The organism is Kitasatospora sp. NPDC057936 (assembly GCF_042887525.1).
In the GTDB taxonomy this organism is placed as follows: domain Bacteria; phylum Actinomycetota; class Actinomycetes; order Streptomycetales; family Streptomycetaceae; genus Kitasatospora.
The window spans coordinates 1-18107 of record NZ_JBHVPD010000110.1; the positions used below are offsets into that span (position 1 = coordinate 1).

Here is an 18107-nt window from a genome sequence, read left to right on the forward strand (position 1 = left end):
GCTCACGGGTGCGCACCCGTGAGCCGCCCCCGGCCCTCATGTCCCTCGGATCAGCCGGAGCGTTCCGCCCCGCCCGACGAACCCGCGCCCACCAGCTCCGACTCCTGGCGCGGCACCGGTACGGCGGCCGACGGCGCTCCCGGTGCGGCCGGCTCCAGCGACTGCGGCGGCCAGCGCCGGTTCACCGCCTTGGTCAGCTTGCGGCCCAGGTTCTGGAACGGCATCTCCACCAGCCGGTACACCACCCAGCAGACCACCAGCAGCACGGCGACGTACCCGGCCACCCACGACCACCGCTCGGCGAACGGCATCGCGGCCAGCTTGACGTAGTAGTGGTTGCTGTCCCAGCCGAGCCGCCACAGCAGGAACTTCTTCACCGGCCAGTGCAGCAGGTAGACCGAGAAGCTCACCGCGCCCAGCCAGGTCAGCACGCGCGGCAGCCGCCGGTTGCGCAGCAGGAAGAAGAGCCCGAACGACGCCCAGGCCGCCAGGTAGGCGTTGGTCCACGCCGGCCAGGTGAAGGTCGAGGTCGCGCGCGCCATCGCGTCCCGGTTGTACATCCACCCGACCATGGCGCCCGCCACCACCACGAAACCGACGGACAGCCAGGCCTCGATGCGCTCGATCTGCCCGTGCTGCGCCCGGTAGATCACCGTGCCGGCGAACATCGTCGCGAGGATGGTGAAGCTCTCGTACGCGGGGTCCCGGCCGTTGGTGAACACCAGCAGCAGGCCGAGCCCGCCCAGCAGCAGACCGCCGACCCGGGCCAGCGGCGCGTTGCCGCTGAGCATGCAGAGCACGCCCATGACCACGACGACCACGGTGGCGGCGACGAGGTTGTTGGTCTCCGTGAGGGTGTGGTTCAGGCTGTACGACGGGATCCAGACGCCCAGGACGAGCGCGATCGCCCCCGCAGCGACCGCGATCGGCGTGCTGCGCCGGTGCCAGCCCACCGTGAAGAGGCTGCTGACGAAGAAGTAGAAGAGCATCTCGTACGCGAGCGTCCACGAGATGCCGAGCGCGTTCACCACGCCCAGCATGTCCGACAGCAGCAGGCCGTTGGCCGCCAGCCAGAGCTTGTGGTACGGGACGCCGTCGTAGCTGACGACCTGGTAGCTGAGCGGCAGGACGAACTCGGCGAAGAGCACGGTCACGATCAGCGCCGGGTAGATCCGGAAGACCCGGCCGATCCAGAAGGCCCGGACGTCACCGCGGCGTTCCAGTGAGGCCGGGATGATGTACCCGCTGACGATGAAGAACGCGATGACCCCGTAGAAGCCCAGGTCGAAGTGGGCGGCGATGACATCGCCCTTCGGGATCAGCCTGAAGATCTCGAAGTGGTGGGCCGCCACGGCCAGCGCCGCGATGCCCCGCAGGGCGTCCAACCAGCCGAGTCTGCTCGCCGGCGCGGCCGCACGGTCGGCACGGCGCTCCTTGTGTGCCCCCCACCGAGGCAGCGATCTGATAATCGTCACGCGCTGGAGGGTAGCCCATTCGAACACAACCCTTTCACGATTCCTTGATCACCCCACGTCGGAGGCCGTGCCAGGGGTGTGACGGGGGGGGTGCCGGGCCCGGAGCGGGCCGGATCCGGTCGACCGGCGAGGCCTTCGGGACGACGCGCCCCGGCCGCAGCGCGAGGGCGACCAGCAGGCCGCGCAACGCGCCGGGGTCAGTCCCGGGTCATGTCCACGAAGCGCGAGTAGTGGCCCTGGAAGGCGACGGTGATCGTGGCCGTCGGGCCGTTACGGTGCTTGGCGACGATCAGGTCGGCCTCGCCCGCGCGCGGGGACTCCTTCTCGTAGGCGTCCTCGCGGTGCAGCAGGATGACCATGTCGGCGTCCTGCTCGATCGAGCCGGACTCTCGCAGGTCGGAGACCATCGGCCGCTTGTCGGTGCGCTGTTCGGGACCACGGTTCAGCTGGGACAGCGCGATCACCGGCACCTCCAGCTCCTTGGCCAGCAGCTTCAGGTTTCGCGACATGTCCGAGACCTCCTGCTGGCGGTTCTCGGCCCGGCGGGAGCCGCCGGACTGCATCAGCTGGAGGTAGTCGATGACGATCAGCTTGATGTCGTTGCGCTGCTTGAGCCGGCGGCACTTGGCCCGGATCTCCATCATCGACAGGTTCGGCGAGTCGTCGATGAACAGCGGCGCCTCGCTGACGTCCGGCATGCGGCGGGCGACCCGCGTCCAGTCGTCGTCCGTCATGTTCCCGGAGCGCATGTGGTGCAGCGCCACCCGGGCCTCGGCGGAGAGCAGGCGCATCGCGATCTCGTTGCGCCCCATTTCGAGCGAGAAGATGACGCTCGGCAGCTTGTTGTGGATCGAGCACGCCCGGGCGAAGTCCAGGGCGAGCGTGGACTTACCCATGGCGGGACGGGCCGCGATGACGATCATCTGGCCCGGGTGCAGGCCGTTGGTGAGCTGGTCGAAGTCGGCGAAGCCGGTCGGTACGCCGGACATCTGGCCGTTGCGCGAGCCGATGGCCTCGATCTCGTCGAGGGCGCCCTCCATGATGTCGGCGAGCGGGGCGTAGTCCTCGTTGGTGCGCTGCTCGGTGACGGCGTAGATCTCCGCCTGTGCCGCGTTGACGATCTCGTCGACGTCGCCCTCGGCCGCGTAGCCCATGCCCGCGATCCGGGTGCCGGCCTCGACCAGCCGGCGCAGCACCCCGCGCTCGGCGACGATCTGGGCGTAGTACTCGGCGTTGGCCGCGGTCGGGACGGAGTTGACCAGGGTGTGCAGGTAGGAGGCGCCGCCGACGCGCTGGAGCTCGCCGCGCTTGGTGAGCTCGCCGGCCACGGTGATCGGGTCGGCCGGCTCGCCGCGGGCGTAGAGGTCGAGGATCGCGCCGTGGATCATCTCGTGCGCGGGCCGGTAGTAGTCGGCCGGCTTGAGCACCTCGACGACGTCGGCGATCGCGTCCTTGGAGAGCAGCATGCCGCCGAGGACGGACTGCTCGGCCGCGAGGTCCTGCGGGGGGACGCGCTCGAAGCCCTCGGCGCCGCCCTGGCCACCGTCGTCCCGGCGGTCGCCCTTGCCGTTCTGGAAGCCCTTCTGGAACCCCCCGCCCCCACCCTTCTGGGAGCCCTTCTGGAAACCGCCGCCCCCGCCCTTCTGGAAGCCGTCGCCCTGGCCCCCGCCGCGACCCCGCGAGACCGGGAGCCGGTCGCCGGGTCCTTCCGGGAACGGCGCGTCGTCGAACGCACCGGCCGGGAAGGGGTCCTCGGCGTTCTGCCAGTCGTCCTCCGGCGGCGGGGCGTCGTGGTCGTCGTACTGGGGGCCGGTCACGCGTGTTCCCCGATCAGCGAGTGGTGCGAGTTGGAGCGGAGCCGCTCCTCTTTGTACGCCACGGGGCCGACAAAACGGACGCCGGGGCGGGTGGGAGTGTCGGGCGGAGAGCCCACGCTAAGGGGCCGGACGCCCTTCAGCCAACACGGTTATCCACAGGGGGTGTGGACGAGCGGCCCTGGGCTGTGGAGAACTGCCGCAAAGCTGTGGACGCCCCTGTGGAAGGTCCTGTGGATAACCGGACCATCGGCCCCACGTCAACTCTCTGACCTGGAGTTACCTCTTCCGGGGTCTGTGCATGAGAAATTCTTCACACACCACCGGACGGCTGTGGGCGCGGAGCCCGCCGGGCTCGCCACTCACCAGTTCGAGTAATGGACAACAGGCACTAGCAGCCATTACCTGTGGATGAGTAACCTGGACCGCATGACCGCCGCCACCACCGGACCCTCCAGACGCCGGCACGACCGCGAGATCCTCGCCCTCGCCGTCCCCGCCTTCGGCGCGCTCGTCGCCGAGCCGCTCTTCCTGATGGCCGACTCGGCGATCGTCGGCCACCTCGGCACCCCCCAGCTGGCCGGCGTCGGCGTCGCCGCGGCCGCACTCTCCACCGCCACCGGCGTCTTCGTCTTCCTCGCCTACGCCACGACCGCCGCCGTGGCGCGCCGGATCGGCGCCGGGGACCGCCGGGCCGCCGTCCAGCAGGGCGTCGACGGCATCTGGCTCGCCCTGGGCCTGTCCGTCGCGGTGGTCGCGCTCACCCTCCTGCTGGCCCCCTGGGCCGCGGACGTCCTCGGCGCCTCCGACACGGCCGCGCCCTACGCCGTGACCTACCTGCGGATCAGCTCCCTCGGCATCCCCGCGATGCTCATGGTGATGGCCGCCACCGGCGTGCTGCGCGGCCTCCAGGACACCCGCACGCCGCTCGTGGTCGCCGTCGCGGGCTTCACCGCCAACATCGGCCTGAACGCCGGCCTGGTCTACGGAGCCGGGCTCGGCGTGGCCGGCTCGGCCTGGGGCACGGTGCTGGCGCAGACCGGGATGGCCGCCGTGTACGTGGTCGTGGTGGTCCGCGGCGCCCGCCGGGAGCGGGCCTCGCTGCGGCCGGACCTCACGGGCATCCGGGCGAGCGCCAGGGCGGGCGGTCCGCTGCTGGTGCGGACGGTGAGCCTGCGGGCCGTGCTGATGATCGCCACCGCGGTGGCCGCCCGGCTCGGCGACACCCAGGTCGCCGCGCACCAGATCGCCATGACGCTGTTCAGCTTCCTGGCCTTCGCGCTGGACGCGATCGCGATCGCCGGCCAGGCGATCATCGGCCGCTACCTGGGCGCGGCGGACGTCCCGGGGGCGAAGGCGGCCACCCGGCGGATGGTCGAGTGGGGCATCGGCTCCGGCGTCGTGCTGGGCCTGCTGGTCGTCGTGGCCCGCCCGCTGTACGTCCCGCTGTTCACGCCCGATCCGGCCGTGCGGGCGCAGCTGGGCACCGCGCTGCTGCTGCTCGCGCTCACCCAGCCGCTGAGCGGCCTGGTGTTCGTGCTGGACGGGGTCCTGATGGGCGCCGGGGACGGCCCGTACCTGGCGTGGGCGATGCTCGCGACCCTGGCCGTGTTCGCGCCGGCGGCCCTCGCGGTCCCGGCGACGGGCACCGGGCTGGCCGGGCTGTGGTGGGCGATGAACCTGTTCATGCTGGTCCGCGCCGGGTTCATGGTCCGGCGCGCCCGCGGCGGCAGGTGGCTGGTCACCGGAGCGGTCCGGGGCTGAACCCCGGCCCGGGAAAGCGCCGAGGGCCGGACTCCGCGGAGGAGTCCGGCCCTCGGGCCACTGCTATGCGGTTCAGGCAGCCACGACGGCGACGTCGAGGTTGGCCACGACGTCCGAGTGCAGCTTGACCGAGACCTTGTGGGTGCCCACGGTCTTGATCGGCGAGGCGATCGCGACGGCGCGCTTGTCCACGGCCGGGCCGCCGGCGGCCTTGATGGCCTCGACGACGTCGGACTGGGTCACCGAGCCGAACAGACGGCCGGCGTCGCCCGAGCGGACGGCCAGCTTGACCTGGACGCCCTCGAGCTTGCCCTTGACCTCGTTGGCGGCCTCGAGCGTCTGGATGGCGTGGATCTTGCGGGCGCGACGGATCGCGTCGACGTCCTTCTGGCCACCCTTGGTCCAGCGGATGGCGAAGCCGCGCGGGACCAGGAAGTTGCGGGCGTAGCCGTCCTTGACCTCGACGACCTCGCCGGCGGAGCCGAGACCCGGCACCTCGTGCGTGAGGATGATCTTCATTACTTGGTCACCCTCTCTTAGCGCGCGGTGCTGGTGTAGGGCAGCAGCGCCATCTCACGGCTGTTCTTCACGGCCGTGGCGACGTCACGCTGGTGCTGGGTGCAGTTGCCGGTGACCCGGCGGGCACGGATCTTGCCGCGGTCGGAGATGAACTTCCGCAGCAGGTTCGTGTCCTTGTAGTCAACGTAGTTGACCTTGTCCTTGCAGAAGACGCAAACCTTCTTCTTCGGCTTGCGAGCAGGCGGCTTCGCCATTGTGTGCTCCATTTGGGGTTCACGACCCGGCGGGCGTCCGGGGACGCCGGCGGCCGGGCCGCACGAAATCTGTCAGCTCTTTAGAACGGGGGCTCTTCCGAGAAGCCGCCACCGGACGGGGCACCCCAGCCGCCGCCGCCCTGCTGGCCGCCGGACGGGGCGCTGGAAGCCCACGGGTCGTCGGAGGGGCCGGACTGGCCGCCGGAGTTTCCACCCCAGCCGCCGCCCTGCTGGCCGCCACCGCCGCCCCAGTTGCCACCGCCGCCGCCCTGGCCGCCCTGGCCGCCCTGCTGGCCGCCGAAGCCGCCACCGGGGCCGCCGGGGCCACCGGAACGGTTGGCCCGGGTGACCTTGGCAGTCGCCGAGCGCAGGCTCGGGCCGACCTCGTCGACCTCGACCTCGAAGACCGTCCGCTTCTCGCCTTCCTTGGTCTCGTAAGACCGCTGGCGCAGTCGGCCCTGCACGATGACGCGCATGCCGCGCTGCAGCGACTCGGCCACGTTCTCCGCCGGCTGCCGCCAGACGTTGCACGTGAGGAAGAGGCTCTCGCCGTCCTTCCACTCGTTCGTCTGACGGTCGAAGGTGCGGGGGGTGGACGCGATGCGGAACTTCGCGACCGCCGCACCCGACGGGGTGAAGCGCAGCTCGGGGTCGTCGACGAGATTGCCGACGAGGGTGATGACGGTCTCGCCTGCCATGGTGGTGATGACCTCTCGGGAAGATGTCCGTTCACCGCTGTTTCACGTGAAACAGCGGTCGCGAGCTACCCGAGACCCGAAGGCCTCAGAGGTGGCTCAGTGGGTGTCCGGGCGCAGGACCTTGGTCCGCAGAACCGACTCGCTCAGGCCCATCTGGCGGTCGAGCTCCTTGACGACCTCAGGCGTGGCCTTCAGGTCGATGACCGAGTAGATGCCCTCGGACTGCTTGTTGATCTCGTAAGCCAGACGGCGACGACCCCAGGTGTCGACCTTCTCCACCTTGCCGCCGGCGTTGCGGACGACGGTGAGGAAGTTCTCGATCAGGGGGGAGACAGCGCGCTCCTCGACCGAGGGGTCGAGGATGACCATCACCTCGTAGTGACGCATGGGTAACCCACCTCCTTTGGACTCAACGGCCACGGTCTCTCCGTGGCAGGAGGGTTGTGCAGCGTCGGCACCGGAGCGTGTGACGACACCGGCCCACCGTAGCGGCCGGGTCCGACAGTCGGGCCCCGCTCACCCGATCGGGCGGCCGCCCGCAAGAGGGCGCAAGGGGGCACAACTACACCAGTGCAGACGGCACAGCCTACCCGCACCCGTACGGCCGAACAAAACGCATAGGGGTTGTGAGACCAGTCCAACCGCCGCAATCTGGACGGAACGGGATTCCTGCCCGTTCGTCTCCACGCCAGGAGGTGGGACACATGGCACAGTCCGTCCACCGCATGCCCGCCCTCACCCTCAACACCGACGGCCACCCGCACCCCCGGGAGAACGCCCTGGTGGCGCTGACCGCGCTGCTGGGCGTCGTCTCCTTCACCACGTCGTTCTTCTACAACCTGCACCTGCTGACCTCGTGGACGGGCCTGTTCGGCATCGTCGCGGGGCTCTGGGGCATGTTCGTCTCGGTCACCACCGCCGAGCGCTTCGTCCTGATGATCACGCTCGGCGCCTCCGCCGTCGGCTTCTACCTCGGCATCGCCCGGGGCGGCCTCTGGGGCTGATCCCGGGCCTCCGGGACCGCTTCCGGCCCCCTCGACAGGAACCCTCGGCGCCCCCGTCGCGTATCTGCAGGAGACAGGTACGCACGGGGGCGCCGTCACGCCCGCGCCCACGGGCGCCGGTGCCACCGGACGATAGGGTCACCCCGAGAACCCGGGGCCACCACAGCCCGACCGACGAGGAGCACCGAGCATGAGCCTGCGCCTGAGGACGATCACCCGCGAGGAGCACCTCGCCTTCATCAGGAGCCGCGCCTCGGCCAGCCACATGCAGGTCCCGTCCTGGGGCGACGTGAAGGCCGAGTGGCGCTCGGAGTCGATCGGCTGGTTCGACGAGGGCAACCAGCTCGTCGGCGCCGGCCTGGTGCTCTACCGGCAGCTGCCCAAGGTCAAGCGCTACCTGGCCTACCTGCCCGAGGGCCCGGTCATCGACTGGTTCGACCGCGACCTCGACCGCTGGCTCTCCCCGATGCTCGCCCACCTCAAGGCGCAGGGCGCGTTCTCGGTGAAGATGGGCCCGCCGATCGTCATCCGCCGCTGGAACGCCCCCACCATCAAGGAGGCCATCGCCGGCAAGCAGGCCAAGCGCCTGCGCGACGTCGAGGCCGACTGGTACGAGGCGCGCGCCTTCGAGGTGGCCGACCGGCTGCGCAAGGCCGGCTGGCTGCAGGGCGAGGACGGCGGCGCCGGCTTCGGCGACGTCCAGCCGCGCTACGTCTTCCAGGTGCCGCTGGCCAACCGCTCGCTGGACGACATCCACAAGAACTTCAACCAGCTCTGGCGCCGCAACATCAAGAAGGCCGAGAAGAGCGGCGTCGAGGTGTACCAGGGCGGCTACGACGAGCTGCCGATCTTCCACCAGCTCTACCTGGTGACGGCCGAGCGCGACAAGTTCACCCCGCGCCCGCTCTCCTACTTCCAGCGCATGTGGAAGGCCCTCACCGCCGAGGACCAGAACCGGATGCGCCTCTACATCGCCTACCACGAGGGCGAGCCGCTGGCCGCGACCACGATGCTCGTGGTCGGCGAGCACGTCTGGTACTCCTACGGCGCCTCGGCCAACCACAAGCGCGAGGTCAAGCCGTCCAACGCCATCCAGTGGCGGATGATGCGCGACTCCTACGCGCTGGGCGGCGGCGTGTACGACCTGCGCGGCATCAGCGACACCCTGGACGAGAACGACCACCTGTTCGGCCTGATCCAGTTCAAGGTCGGCACCGGCGGGCAGGCGGCCGAGTACCTCGGCGAGTGGGACTTCCCGCTCAACAAGCTGCTGCACAAGGCCCTCGACCTCTACATGTCCCGCCGCTGAGGAGGCTGACCCGATGACGCTGTCGCTCTACCTCGAAACCGAACGCTGGCGCACCCACCAGCGCTCCGTCCTCGCCGAGTTCCCCGGCCTGGTGCCGGTCGCCAAGGGGAACGGCTACGGCCTGGGCAACCACCGGCTGGCCGAGGAGGCGACGCTGCTCGGCACCGGGGTGCTGGCCGTCGGCACCGCCTACGAGGCGGCCGACGCCGCCGAGTGGTACGGCGGCGAGCTGCTGGTGCTCACCCCCTACCGGATCGGCGAGGAGGTGCTCCCGCTGCCGCACGCCCGGGTGATCCGGACGGTGGCGAGCGTGGACGCGCTGCGCGCGCTGCACGGCGCCCGGGTGGTCGTGGAGTGCATGACCACCATGCGCCGGCACGGCGTGAGCGCGGCCGACCTGCCGGCGGTGGCCGCCGAGCTGGAGGGCGTCTCCTTCGAGGGCCTCGCGCTGCACCTGCCGATGGACCGGCCGGACGGCTCCAGCCCGGTCGAGGAGGTCGCGTACTGGGTGGACACCGCCCGGGCGGCCGGGATCCCGGTGGACACCGTGTTCGTGAGCCACCTCGGCTCGGCCGGCATGGACCAGCTGGCCCAGCGCTACCCGGGCACCGTCTTCCGCGCCCGGATCGGCACCCGGCTCTGGCTGGGCGACCACGGCGCGCTGGAGGTCCGGGCGACGGTCCTGGACGTCACCCCGGTGAAGAAGGGCGACCGCTACGGCTACCGCCAGCACCCGGCGCCCTCCGACGGCCACATCGTCGTGGTCGCCGGCGGCACCGCGCACGGCATCGGCCTGGAGGCCCCCAAGTACGTGGCGAGCATGGGCGCGCGGGCCAAGGGCATCGCGCGGGCCGGCCTGGCGACCGTCAACAAGACCAAGTCGCCGTTCCACTGGGCCGGCAAGCAGCTCTGGTTCGCCGAGCCGCCGCACATGCAGGTCTCGCTGCTGTTCCTGGACGGCGAGACCAAGGCGCCGGTGATCGGCGACGAGCTCGGCCTGCAGGTCCGGCACACCACGACGCACTTCGACCGCGTCGTGGACCGCTGAGGCCCTCCCGCCGGGGCCTCCCACGGAGGCCCCGCTCCCGCTAGCCCTTCTCGGCCGGCTCCGGCAGTTCCGGCTCGTCCAGCCACTGTCCGGGGCCGGCCGGCGCGTACTCCGCGTAGCTCTCGTCCTCGCGCAGGCGGCGGGCGGCCCCGATCACGACCGCGTCGGGGGCCCGGTCGAGCACCCCTCCGGACGGGTCGTCACTGCCGTCCCAGCGCACCGGGTCGCGGTCCGGCAGCAGGACGTCGCGGACCACCAGGGCGACCAGGTAGAGCGTGCCCAGCAGGTGCAGCACGATCGCGAAGTGGTACCAGGCCTCGCCGATGCCGTGCTGCTTGGTCCCGGTGACGAAGCCCAGGTGGGACCAGATGCCCAGGGTGTACAGCACCTCGCAGGCCTGCCAGACCAGGAAGTCCCGCCAGCGCGGCCGGGCCAGCACCGCGAGCGGCAGCAGCCAGAGCGAGTACTGCGGCGAGTAGACCTTGTTGACCACGATGAACAGGGCGACGACCAGGAACGCCAGCTGCGCGAAGCGCGGGCGGCGGGGCGCCGAGAGGCCCAGCCACGCTATGGCCGCGCAGCCCAGCACCATGAGCGCCGCGATGTAGGAGTTGAGGTACTCCAGCCCGGTCCCGCGGTTCTGCATGACGATCAGCCAGAACGACCCGTAGTCCTCGGCGCGGTGGTTGCTGAAGACGTAGAAGGTCGACCAGCCCTGCCAGTTGGCGATCATGATCGGCAGGTTGACCAGCAGCCAGGCGCCGAGCGCGCCGCCCAGCGCCGCGCGGAACTCGCGCCACTTGCCGGCCCGCCAGCACAGCACCAACAGCGGGCCGAGGAGCAGCAGCGGGTAGAGCTTGGCGGCGGTGGCGAGGCCGATGAACACGCCTGCCCACAGCGGCCGGGAGCCCGCCCACCAGGCCATCGCGACGGCGGCCAGCGCGACCGCGAGCAGGTCCCAGTTGACGGTGCCGTTGAGCAGCAGGACGGGCGCGAGCGCGAACAGCAGCGCGTCCCACGGGCGGCGCCGGTGGGTGCGAGAGAGCGCCACCGCGGCGACCACCGCGCAGGCCATCAGCAGGCCGGCGTTGATCGCCCAGAACCACTGCTCCTGGTCCTGCTGGGTGCCGCCGCCCGGCGTCAGCCAGGCCGCGATCTGCATGAACAGGCCGGTCAGCACCGGGTACTCCAGGTACTGGAGGTCCCCCGAGGAGCCCGGAATGCGGTCGACGTACGGGTGCAGCCCGGCGGCGAAGCCGCGTCCGGCGAACAGGTGCGGGATGTCGCTGTAGCAGGCGTGGATGTACTGCGGCGAGCCCGCCTGGAACCACGCGTGGCTGTAGCAGGGCGCCTTCTGCACCATGCCGAGCACCGAGATGACGATGACGGCGAGCGCCAGGACGCGCACCGGGACCCACCACGAGACGCCCAGCAGCGCCCGGCGGCCGGGCGGGCCGCCGAAGAACTCGCTGCCGGCCGCGGCCACCGGGTCCTCGTCGGCCGGGACCACCACCGTGTTGGCCGGCGGCCCGGCGGCGGCGACGGGCGCCGGGGCAGGCCCGACGGCGTCGCTGGGCCCGGTCAGGCCGGCGGATTCGTCAGGTGCGCTCGACGTCATGCCGGACATCCTGCCGCACCGGCCCCGCCGGGACGAGGAGGCCCCCGCGGAGGGGCCGTCCGGGCCGTGGCGAATCATGACGAAACGGCGGTGGCGGGCCACCGGGGGGGGCCGCCACCGCCGTTTCACCGCTGTCCGGCCGACGCCGGCTAACCGCCCTGGGTGCCGCCCGCGGACGAGCCCGACGGGGTGGGCTTGCCCGGCTTGGTCGGCGGCGGGGTGCTGTCCGTCGGCGTCGACGAGGGCTGCTGCGTCGGGCACAGGCCCAGCAGACAGGTGCTCGAAGGACCGGGGTGGGTCTTGGGCGGCTGGCTCGGCTGCGGGCCGGGGCAGTCGACGCCCGGGACGCAGCCGCCGCCCTGGGTGGGCTGCGGGGGCTGCGGCTGGCCGCCGTTCGACGGGGGCTGGTTGCCGGTCGGCGGCTGGGTGGCCGGCGCCGACGGGGTGTCGGTCATGGTCGGCGTGGGCGTGGCGGTCGGCGAGACCGGGGCGCCCGAGGAGTCGACCTCGCTGCCGATCGCGGTCGGCGCCGGGAAGTCCAGCTTCTTCTCGTTCGCCAGCGCGACCTTCATGTACCGGGTGAAGATGTCGGTCGGGATGTCACCACCGTGGATCGACTCCTTGCCGCCGGTGCCGTTGAGCGAGAGCCGCACGTGGTTGTTCGGGTCCTCGCGCCACATCGCGACGCTGGTGACCAGCTGCGGGGTGTAGCCGACCCACCAGGCCGACTTGTTCTGGTCGGTGGTACCGGTCTTGCCCGCGACCGGGCGGCCCAGGTCCTTGCTCTTCGTACCGGTACCGTTCTTCGCCACGTTGACCAGCACGTCGGTGACGTTGTCGGCGACGGGCGCCTCCAGCGCCTGCTTGAGCTGGGGCTTGGTGAAGCCGGTCCGCTCCACGCCGTTCACCTCGACCTTGGTGACCGAGTAGGGCTCGGCCTCCTTGCCGCTGGCGGCGAGCGTCCCGTAGGCGGTGGCCATCCGGATCGGGCTGATGGTCGAGGTGCCGAGCGGGAAGGTCGGGGTCTTCGGGTCGGCCAGGCTCTCCTTCTTGATGCCCATCTGCACGGCCATGTCGGCCACGTTCTGGCCGCCGACGTCCTGGTTCAGCTGGACGAACGGCACGTTGTACGAGAACTGCATGGCCTGCCGCAGCGAGACGTAGCCGTGCTTGCTGGAGTCCTCGTTCTTCTGCCGGTAGGGCTTGCCGTCGTCGCCGATCACCAGCGAGCCGTCCGGCTTGCGGATCTCGGACAGGTCGTCGGCGAGGTAGCGGCTGTCGGCGTTGATCCGCTTCGGCTTGCCGCTGTCGTCCTTCGCGGTCTGGACGCCGACCTGCATCGCGGTGGACAGCACGAAGGGCTTGAAGGTCGAGCCGACCTGGACGCCGGTGGCCTCGGCGTTGTTGTCGAAGTGGCCGTTCTCCACGCCGTCGCCGCCGTAGAGCGCGGCGATCGCGCCGTCACCGGGCCGGATGCTGGCGGAGCCGAACTGGATGAACTTGTCGTTGTCGGGACGCTTCTGCGGGTCGAGCGTCGCGGCCTTGACGTCGTCGACGGCCTTCTTCAGGGCGTCGACCTTGTCCTTCTCGAACGTCGTGTAGATCTTCAGGCCGCCCTTGTCGATCACCTGCTGGGTGATCGAGGGGTCCTTGCTGGTGACGTACCGGTTGGCGGTGTCGACCAGGTAGCTGATCTCGCCGTTCATGTTCGAGGAGGTCTTGCGCGGGAGCGGGTCCGGGAAGGCCGTGCACTTGGCACGTTCCTCCGGGGTGACGGCCTTGATCTTCACCATGTTGTCGAGGATCCACGACCACCGCCCCTCGGCCCGTTCCTTGTTGGCCGGGACGGTGGGGTCGTAGTAGGCCGCGCCCTTGAGCAGGCCCGCCAGCATGGCGCTCTGGCAGAGGTTGAGGTCCTTGGCGTCCACTCCGTAGTACGCCTGGGCGGCGGCCTGGGCACCGTTCGCGCCGCGGCCGAACCAGCTGGTGTTCAGGTAGCCGGTGAGGATCTCGTCCTTCCCGATCTGCTGGTTGAGCTTCAGCGTGATGAAGAACTCCTTCAGCTTGCGGCTGAGGGTCTGCTCCTGGCTCAGGTAGGCGTTCTTCACGTACTGCTGGGTGATCGTCGAGGCGCCCTGGGTCTCGCCGCCCTTCGCCATGTTGTAGACGGCGCGGAGCATGCCCTTCGGGTCGATGCCGCTGTCGTTGCGGAAGTCCTGGTTCTCCGCGGCGATGACGGCGTTCTGCAGGGTGGGACTGATGTCCTTGAGCTCGACGATCTGACGGTTCGTCTCGCCCTTGCGCACCATCTCCGAGCCGTCGGCCCAGTAGTAGATGGTGTTCTGGTCCTTCACCAGGTCGTTCAGCTTCGGGACCTCGGTGGTCTGGTACAGGTAGAACACCAGGCCCACGAAGCAGCCGAAGACGAGCAGGAAGCCGCTCAGCCACTGCTTCCAGGACGGCAGCCAGCGCCGGACGCCGGTCTTGCCGAACCGCGGGTAGTCGATGAACCGCTTCTTGCCGGGTCCGGCCGCCGCGGCGGAGGCCGCGGCAGCGGCGCCCCGGCCGCCCTTGCCCTTCTTCTGGGCGGCCTTGCGCATCTCCGCCCTGGTCATCCGAGGCTGCTGAGCGGTGTCCCGGACGCCCGGGGGGCGGCGCCGGCCCAGCCCCTGCGAGCTCAGTTCGTCCGGCCCTGGCCCGCCCCGGCGGGCTCCGTCACCCGGGGGCCGTTGGCCCTCGTCACCCGGGCCCGGCGTCCTCCGCCGTCGTTCGCTCATGTTCCAGCCACTCCTCGCCAGGCGGTTCCAGCCTGAAGGCAGGGTTCACGTTCGATGCCCGCCAACCGCCCTAACCCCGGAGGTGGTCCTCGTGCACACGCGACAGCGTACGCAGACCTGAAATGCACCTAATCGGGCATCAGTCGCCAAATACCGCAAAAGGGCAACAGATCATTACACGGCCGTTGCCAACCATCCCCGCGCGTCGGCTTGTGATCACATTCACGCGTGCCCCCCTTGCCCGTTCGGAGGGCCAGGTTTACTGTTCTCGATATATCGAGCCGATACATCGAAGCGGCATACCGCCGGAGACGGCGGCCGGACACCGGTCGAGGGGAAGGAGGACGACGGCATGGGCAGGCGCTCGGGAGTGCTGGAGTTCGCCGTCCTCGGCCTGCTCCACGACGCCCCGATGCACGGCTACGAGCTGCGCAAGCGGCTCAACATCCTGCTCGGAACCTTCCGGGCCCTCTCCTACGGAACGCTCTACCCCTGCCTGAAGAGCCTGGTCGCCCAGGGTTTCCTGGTCGAGGACAACCCGGACGTCGAGTACGTCCCGGCCACGGCGCTCAACGGCAAGCGGTCCAAGACCGTCTACCGGCTCTCCCCCGAGGGCAAGCAGCGCTTCGAGGAGCTGCTCGCCGACTCCGGCCCCGACGCCTGGGAGGACGAGCACTTCGGCGTCCACTTCGCGTTCTTCGGCCAGACCGACCGGGCCGTGCGGATGCGCGTCCTGGAGGGCCGCCGCAGCCGGCTGGAGGAGCGCCTGGAGCGGATGCGCAACTCGCTGGCCCGGGCCCGCGAGCGGTTCGACGACTACACCATCGAGCTGCAGCGGCACGGACTGGAGTCGGTGGAGCGCGAGGTCCGGTGGCTCAACGAGCTGATCGAGACCGAGCGGGCCAACCGCACCGGCCGGACCGGGCCCGCCACCGGCAGCAGCCCCGCCGCCGGACACCCCAAGACTTCGGACGGCCGTGGCCAGGAGACCGGGTCCCCCGACCCGTCCGGGCCACCGTACGACCGCCCGGGGCGCTCCGCCCAGGAGCGCTGAGCCCGCGTCAGCCGCGCGGCAGGAGTGGGCGCCTCGCGCCCGTACAAGCAGTCATTCGAAGAAGCAGGACGAGTGCCGCCGACCCCGGCGGCCCTCATGAGATCACAGGGAGCAACCGGAATGGGTTCGGTTCGCGTAGCCATCGTGGGCGTGGGCAACTGCGCCGCGTCGCTGGTGCAGGGTGTCGAGTACTACAAGGACGCCGACCCGGCCGGCAAGGTCCCCGGGCTGATGCACGTCCAGTTCGGCGACTACCACGTCCGTGACGTGGAGTTCGTCGCCGCGTTCGACGTCGACGCCAAGAAGGTCGGCTTCGACCTGGCCGACGCCATCGGCAGCAGCGAGAACAACACCATCAAGATCTGCGACGTGCCGCCGACCGGCGTCACCGTGCAGCGCGGCCACACCCTCGACGGCCTGGGCAAGTACTACCGGGAGACCATCGAGGAGTCCGACGAGGCCCCGGTCGACGTCGTCCAGGTCCTCAAGGACCAGCAGGTCGACGTCCTGGTCTGCTACCTGCCCGTCGGTTCCGAGCAGGCGGCGAAGTTCTACGCCCAGTGCGCCATCGACGCCAAGGTCGCCTTCGTGAACGCCCTGCCGGTGTTCATCGCGGGCACCAAGGAGTGGGCGGACAAGTTCACCGAGGCCGGCGTGCCGATCGTCGGTGACGACATCAAGTCCCAGGTCGGCGCCACCATCACGCACCGCGTGATGGCGAAGCTGTTCGAGGACCGCGGTGTCATCCTCGAGCGCACCATGCAGCTGAACGTCGGCGGCAACATGGACTTCAAGAACATGCTGGAGCGCGAGCGCCTGGAGTCGAAGAAGATCTCCAAGACCCAGGCCGTCACCTCGCAGATCCGCGACCGCGAGCTGGGCGCCAAGAACGTCCACATCGGTCCCTCGGACTACGTGGCCTGGCTGGACGACCGCAAGTGGGCGTACGTCCGCCTCGAGGGCCGCGCGTTCGGCGACGTCCCGCTGAACCTGGAGTACAAGCTCGAGGTCTGGGACTCCCCGAACTCCGCCGGTGTCATCATCGACGCCGTCCGCGCCGCCAAGATCGCCAAGGACCGCGGCATCGGCGGCCCGATCCTGTCCGCCTCCTCGTACTTCATGAAGTCGCCGCCGGTGCAGTACTTCGACGACGAGGCCAAGGAGAACGTCGAGAAGTTCATCCGCGGCGAGGTCGAGCGCTGAGCGCTGAACACCGAGCGCTGAGCACTGACGGTTCATAACCGCTCATAGCTCCTCGGAAGGGCCCACGATCGCGGGATCGTGGGCCCTTCACCTTTTCCCGGCGAATGTTTCACGTGAAACGGCGACCGGTTCCGTGGCACCCTGGGCGGGTGGCGATCACCGAGAACGGCAGCACCCACCAGTCCGCGCAGCGCGCCACGCTCCTCCAGCTGCTCCGGGGCCGGGACTTCCGCAGACTGCTGACCGCCCGGGTGCTCTCCCAGCTCTCGGACGGCGTCTTCCAGGTCTCGCTGGCCGCCTACGTCGTGTTCTCCCCGGAGAAGCAGTCCTCCCCCGCCGACATCGCCTCGGTGCTGGCCGTGATGCTGCTGCCGTTCTCGGTGATCGGCCCGTTCGCCGGCGTCCTGCTGGACCGCTGGCGCCGCCGCCAGGTGCTCTACGTCGGCAACCTGGCCCGCTTCGGGCTCGGCCTGGTGACCGGGGCGCTGCTCCTGGCCGAGGCGCCGACCTGGCTCTTCTTCGCCTCGGCCCTGCTTGTCACGGCGCTCAACCGGTTCATCCTGGCGGGCCTCTCCGCGGCCCTGCCCCGGGTGGTGCGGCAGGACCAGCTGGTCACCGCCAACGCGCTCTCCCCCACCCTCGGCACCGTCGCCGCCGCCCTCGGCGGGGGCATCGGCTTCCTCCTGCACCAGGTGATGACGCCCGGGCCGAAGGCCGACGCCGCGCTCGTCACGGTGGCCGCACTGCTCTACCTGTCGGCCGCGCTGGCCGCCCGCCGGATGGACCGCGACCTGCTCGGCCCCGAGCGCCACGCCGGGCGCCCGGCGCTCGGCCAGGCCCTCCTCCGGGCCGCGGTCGAGCTCGGCGCCGCCGTCCGCCACCTGGTGCGCGACTGCCGGCCCGCCGTGCACGCACTGGCCGCCGTCACCGCGGCCCGGTTCTGCTACGGCGTGCTGATCGTCGTCGTGGTGATGCTCGCCCGGTACACCTTCAACGACCCGGCGGACAGCGCGGCCGGGCTGGTCACCCTCGGCCAGGCGGTCGGCCTGTCCGCCGCCGGGTTCTTCATCGCGGCGGTGGTCAGCCCGTGGTGCTCCCGCCGGCTCGGCCTGGCCGGCTGGATGACGGCCTGCCTGGTCGCGCCGGTGGTGTTCGTCCCGGCGCTCGGGCTGAGCTTCTCGCTGGTGCCGTGCCTGGTGGCCGCGCTGCTGCTCGGGGTCGTCACCCAGGGCACCAAGATCTGCGCGGACACCGTGGTCCAGGAGTCCGTCGAGGACGACTACCGCGGCCGGGTGTTCGCCATCTACGACGTGCTGTTCAACGTCGCCTTCGTGGCCGCCGCGGTCGTCACCGCGCTGGTGCTGCCGCTGTCCGGGCGGTCGGTCGTGGTGGTCGTCGGGGTGGCCGCGGTGTACGCGCTGTCGGCGCTGCTGTACTTCCGCGCGGCCCGGCGGCACGAGCCGCTGCCCGGTGACCAGGCCTCCTGAGGTTCCGCGGGGGCTCGAAACCGGGGGCGTCGGAGAGGGTCGCTAAGGTACGTCAGACCTGTCGGAGCGACAGCACTCGGTCA

The 18107-nt window shown here is 70.6% G+C and carries 15 protein-coding genes; 7 read left to right on the forward strand and 8 right to left on the reverse strand.

The genetic code is table 11. From position 1 onward, the window contains the following. Nucleotides 1-50 precede the first annotated feature (50 nt). Complete coding sequence (locus ACFVU9_RS38605) at nucleotides 51-1385, reverse strand: acyltransferase family protein (protein ID WP_387601685.1); 1335 nt, start codon at nucleotides 1383-1385, stop codon at nucleotides 51-53. Nucleotides 1386-1672: 287 nt separating this feature from the next. After that, nucleotides 1673-3292 (reverse strand): replicative DNA helicase, encoded by a 1620-nt coding sequence (gene dnaB, locus ACFVU9_RS38610; protein ID WP_380499644.1) that lies wholly within the window; start codon nucleotides 3290-3292, stop codon nucleotides 1673-1675. A gap of 426 nt (nucleotides 3293-3718) precedes the next feature. On the opposite strand from dnaB, the gene ACFVU9_RS38615 reads away from it, so the two are divergent. Continuing rightward, on the forward strand, nucleotides 3719-5053 hold the full coding sequence (locus ACFVU9_RS38615; RefSeq protein WP_380499643.1) for an MATE family efflux transporter: 1335 nt from the start codon (nucleotides 3719-3721) through the stop codon (nucleotides 5051-5053). Between the two features lie 72 nt (nucleotides 5054-5125). Here ACFVU9_RS38615 and rplI read toward each other — a convergent pair whose 3' ends face one another. The 4 genes from rplI to rpsF all read right to left on the reverse strand — a co-directional run bounded on the left by rplI (nucleotide 5126) and on the right by rpsF (nucleotide 6911). Further along, a complete protein-coding gene (rplI, locus tag ACFVU9_RS38620) occupies nucleotides 5126-5572 on the reverse strand; it encodes a 50S ribosomal protein L9 (protein WP_363647663.1) in 447 nt (148 codons plus the stop codon). A gap of 17 nt (nucleotides 5573-5589) precedes the next feature. Beyond that, on the reverse strand, nucleotides 5590-5826 hold the full coding sequence (gene rpsR / locus ACFVU9_RS38625) for a 30S ribosomal protein S18 (RefSeq protein ID WP_030304537.1): 237 nt from the start codon (nucleotides 5824-5826) through the stop codon (nucleotides 5590-5592). An 80-nt stretch (nucleotides 5827-5906) separates the two neighbouring features. After that, nucleotides 5907-6524: a single-stranded DNA-binding protein gene (locus tag ACFVU9_RS38630; protein WP_387601689.1), complete on the reverse strand. Its 618-nt coding sequence runs from the start codon at nucleotides 6522-6524 to the stop codon at nucleotides 5907-5909. A gap of 96 nt (nucleotides 6525-6620) precedes the next feature. Continuing rightward, entirely contained in the window at nucleotides 6621-6911 is a 291-nt protein-coding gene (gene rpsF / locus ACFVU9_RS38635) for a 30S ribosomal protein S6 (protein ID WP_063348486.1), read from the reverse strand. A 317-nt stretch (nucleotides 6912-7228) separates the two neighbouring features. Here rpsF and ACFVU9_RS38640 point away from each other — a divergent pair, with 317 nt between their 5' ends. The 3 genes from ACFVU9_RS38640 (at nucleotide 7229) to ACFVU9_RS38650 (ending at nucleotide 9885) form a co-directional block, all read left to right on the forward strand. Continuing rightward, a complete protein-coding gene (locus tag ACFVU9_RS38640; protein WP_380441703.1) occupies nucleotides 7229-7528 on the forward strand; it encodes a hypothetical protein in 300 nt (99 codons plus the stop codon). A 190-nt stretch (nucleotides 7529-7718) separates the two neighbouring features. After that, on the forward strand, nucleotides 7719-8837 hold the full coding sequence (locus ACFVU9_RS38645; protein ID WP_380441705.1) for a lipid II:glycine glycyltransferase FemX: 1119 nt from the start codon (nucleotides 7719-7721) through the stop codon (nucleotides 8835-8837). Between the two features lie 13 nt (nucleotides 8838-8850). Then, nucleotides 8851-9885 (forward strand): alanine racemase, encoded by a 1035-nt coding sequence (locus tag ACFVU9_RS38650; protein WP_380441707.1) that lies wholly within the window; start codon nucleotides 8851-8853, stop codon nucleotides 9883-9885. Nucleotides 9886-9925: 40 nt separating this feature from the next. Here ACFVU9_RS38650 and ACFVU9_RS38655 read toward each other — a convergent pair whose 3' ends face one another. Together ACFVU9_RS38655 and ACFVU9_RS38660 are read right to left on the reverse strand one after the other, a co-directional pair. Next, nucleotides 9926-11503 (reverse strand): glycosyltransferase family 87 protein, encoded by a 1578-nt coding sequence (locus tag ACFVU9_RS38655; RefSeq protein ID WP_380441709.1) that lies wholly within the window; start codon nucleotides 11501-11503, stop codon nucleotides 9926-9928. Nucleotides 11504-11652: 149 nt separating this feature from the next. Then, the gene (locus tag ACFVU9_RS38660) at nucleotides 11653-14118 is read right to left on the reverse strand and encodes a transglycosylase domain-containing protein (RefSeq protein ID WP_387601694.1); all 2466 of its coding nucleotides are present in this window, start codon (nucleotides 14116-14118) and stop codon (nucleotides 11653-11655) included. 514 nt (nucleotides 14119-14632) lie between these two features. Between ACFVU9_RS38660 and ACFVU9_RS38665 the strand changes: the two genes are divergently transcribed. From ACFVU9_RS38665 to ACFVU9_RS38675, 3 genes are all read left to right on the forward strand, one after another. Then, nucleotides 14633-15334, forward strand: a complete 702-nt coding sequence (locus ACFVU9_RS38665; protein ID WP_380507189.1) for a PadR family transcriptional regulator — start codon at nucleotides 14633-14635, stop codon at nucleotides 15332-15334. 120 nt (nucleotides 15335-15454) lie between these two features. After that, nucleotides 15455-16537: an inositol-3-phosphate synthase gene (locus ACFVU9_RS38670; RefSeq protein ID WP_360227589.1), complete on the forward strand. Its 1083-nt coding sequence runs from the start codon at nucleotides 15455-15457 to the stop codon at nucleotides 16535-16537. 149 nt (nucleotides 16538-16686) lie between these two features. Then, on the forward strand, nucleotides 16687-18024 hold the full coding sequence (locus tag ACFVU9_RS38675) for an MFS transporter (protein ID WP_380441715.1): 1338 nt from the start codon (nucleotides 16687-16689) through the stop codon (nucleotides 18022-18024). The last annotated feature ends 83 nt before the right edge of the window (nucleotides 18025-18107 follow it).

Bases quoted from the DNA above. Each gene is read 5' to 3' on its own strand.
- ACFVU9_RS38630 (WP_387601689.1), bottom strand. From the start codon at position 6,524: ATGGCAGGCGAGACCGTCATCACCCTCGTCGGCAATCTCGTCGACGAC.
- ACFVU9_RS38665 (WP_380507189.1), top strand. From the start codon at position 14,633: ATGGGCAGGCGCTCGGGAGTGCTGGAGTTCGCCGTCCTCGGCCTGCTC.
- ACFVU9_RS38615 (WP_380499643.1), top strand. From the start codon at position 3,719: ATGACCGCCGCCACCACCGGACCCTCCAGACGCCGGCACGACCGCGAG.
- ACFVU9_RS38655 (WP_380441709.1), bottom strand. From the start codon at position 11,503: ATGACGTCGAGCGCACCTGACGAATCCGCCGGCCTGACCGGGCCCAGC.
- ACFVU9_RS38660 (WP_387601694.1), bottom strand. From the start codon at position 14,118: ATGACCAGGGCGGAGATGCGCAAGGCCGCCCAGAAGAAGGGCAAGGGC.
- ACFVU9_RS38670 (WP_360227589.1), top strand. From the start codon at position 15,455: ATGGGTTCGGTTCGCGTAGCCATCGTGGGCGTGGGCAACTGCGCCGCG.
- rplI (WP_363647663.1), bottom strand. From the start codon at position 5,572: ATGAAGATCATCCTCACGCACGAGGTGCCGGGTCTCGGCTCCGCCGGC.
- rpsF (WP_063348486.1), bottom strand. From the start codon at position 6,911: ATGCGTCACTACGAGGTGATGGTCATCCTCGACCCCTCGGTCGAGGAG.
- ACFVU9_RS38645 (WP_380441705.1), top strand. From the start codon at position 7,719: ATGAGCCTGCGCCTGAGGACGATCACCCGCGAGGAGCACCTCGCCTTC.
- ACFVU9_RS38640 (WP_380441703.1), top strand. From the start codon at position 7,229: ATGGCACAGTCCGTCCACCGCATGCCCGCCCTCACCCTCAACACCGAC.
- rpsR (WP_030304537.1), bottom strand. From the start codon at position 5,826: ATGGCGAAGCCGCCTGCTCGCAAGCCGAAGAAGAAGGTTTGCGTCTTC.
- ACFVU9_RS38650 (WP_380441707.1), top strand. From the start codon at position 8,851: ATGACGCTGTCGCTCTACCTCGAAACCGAACGCTGGCGCACCCACCAG.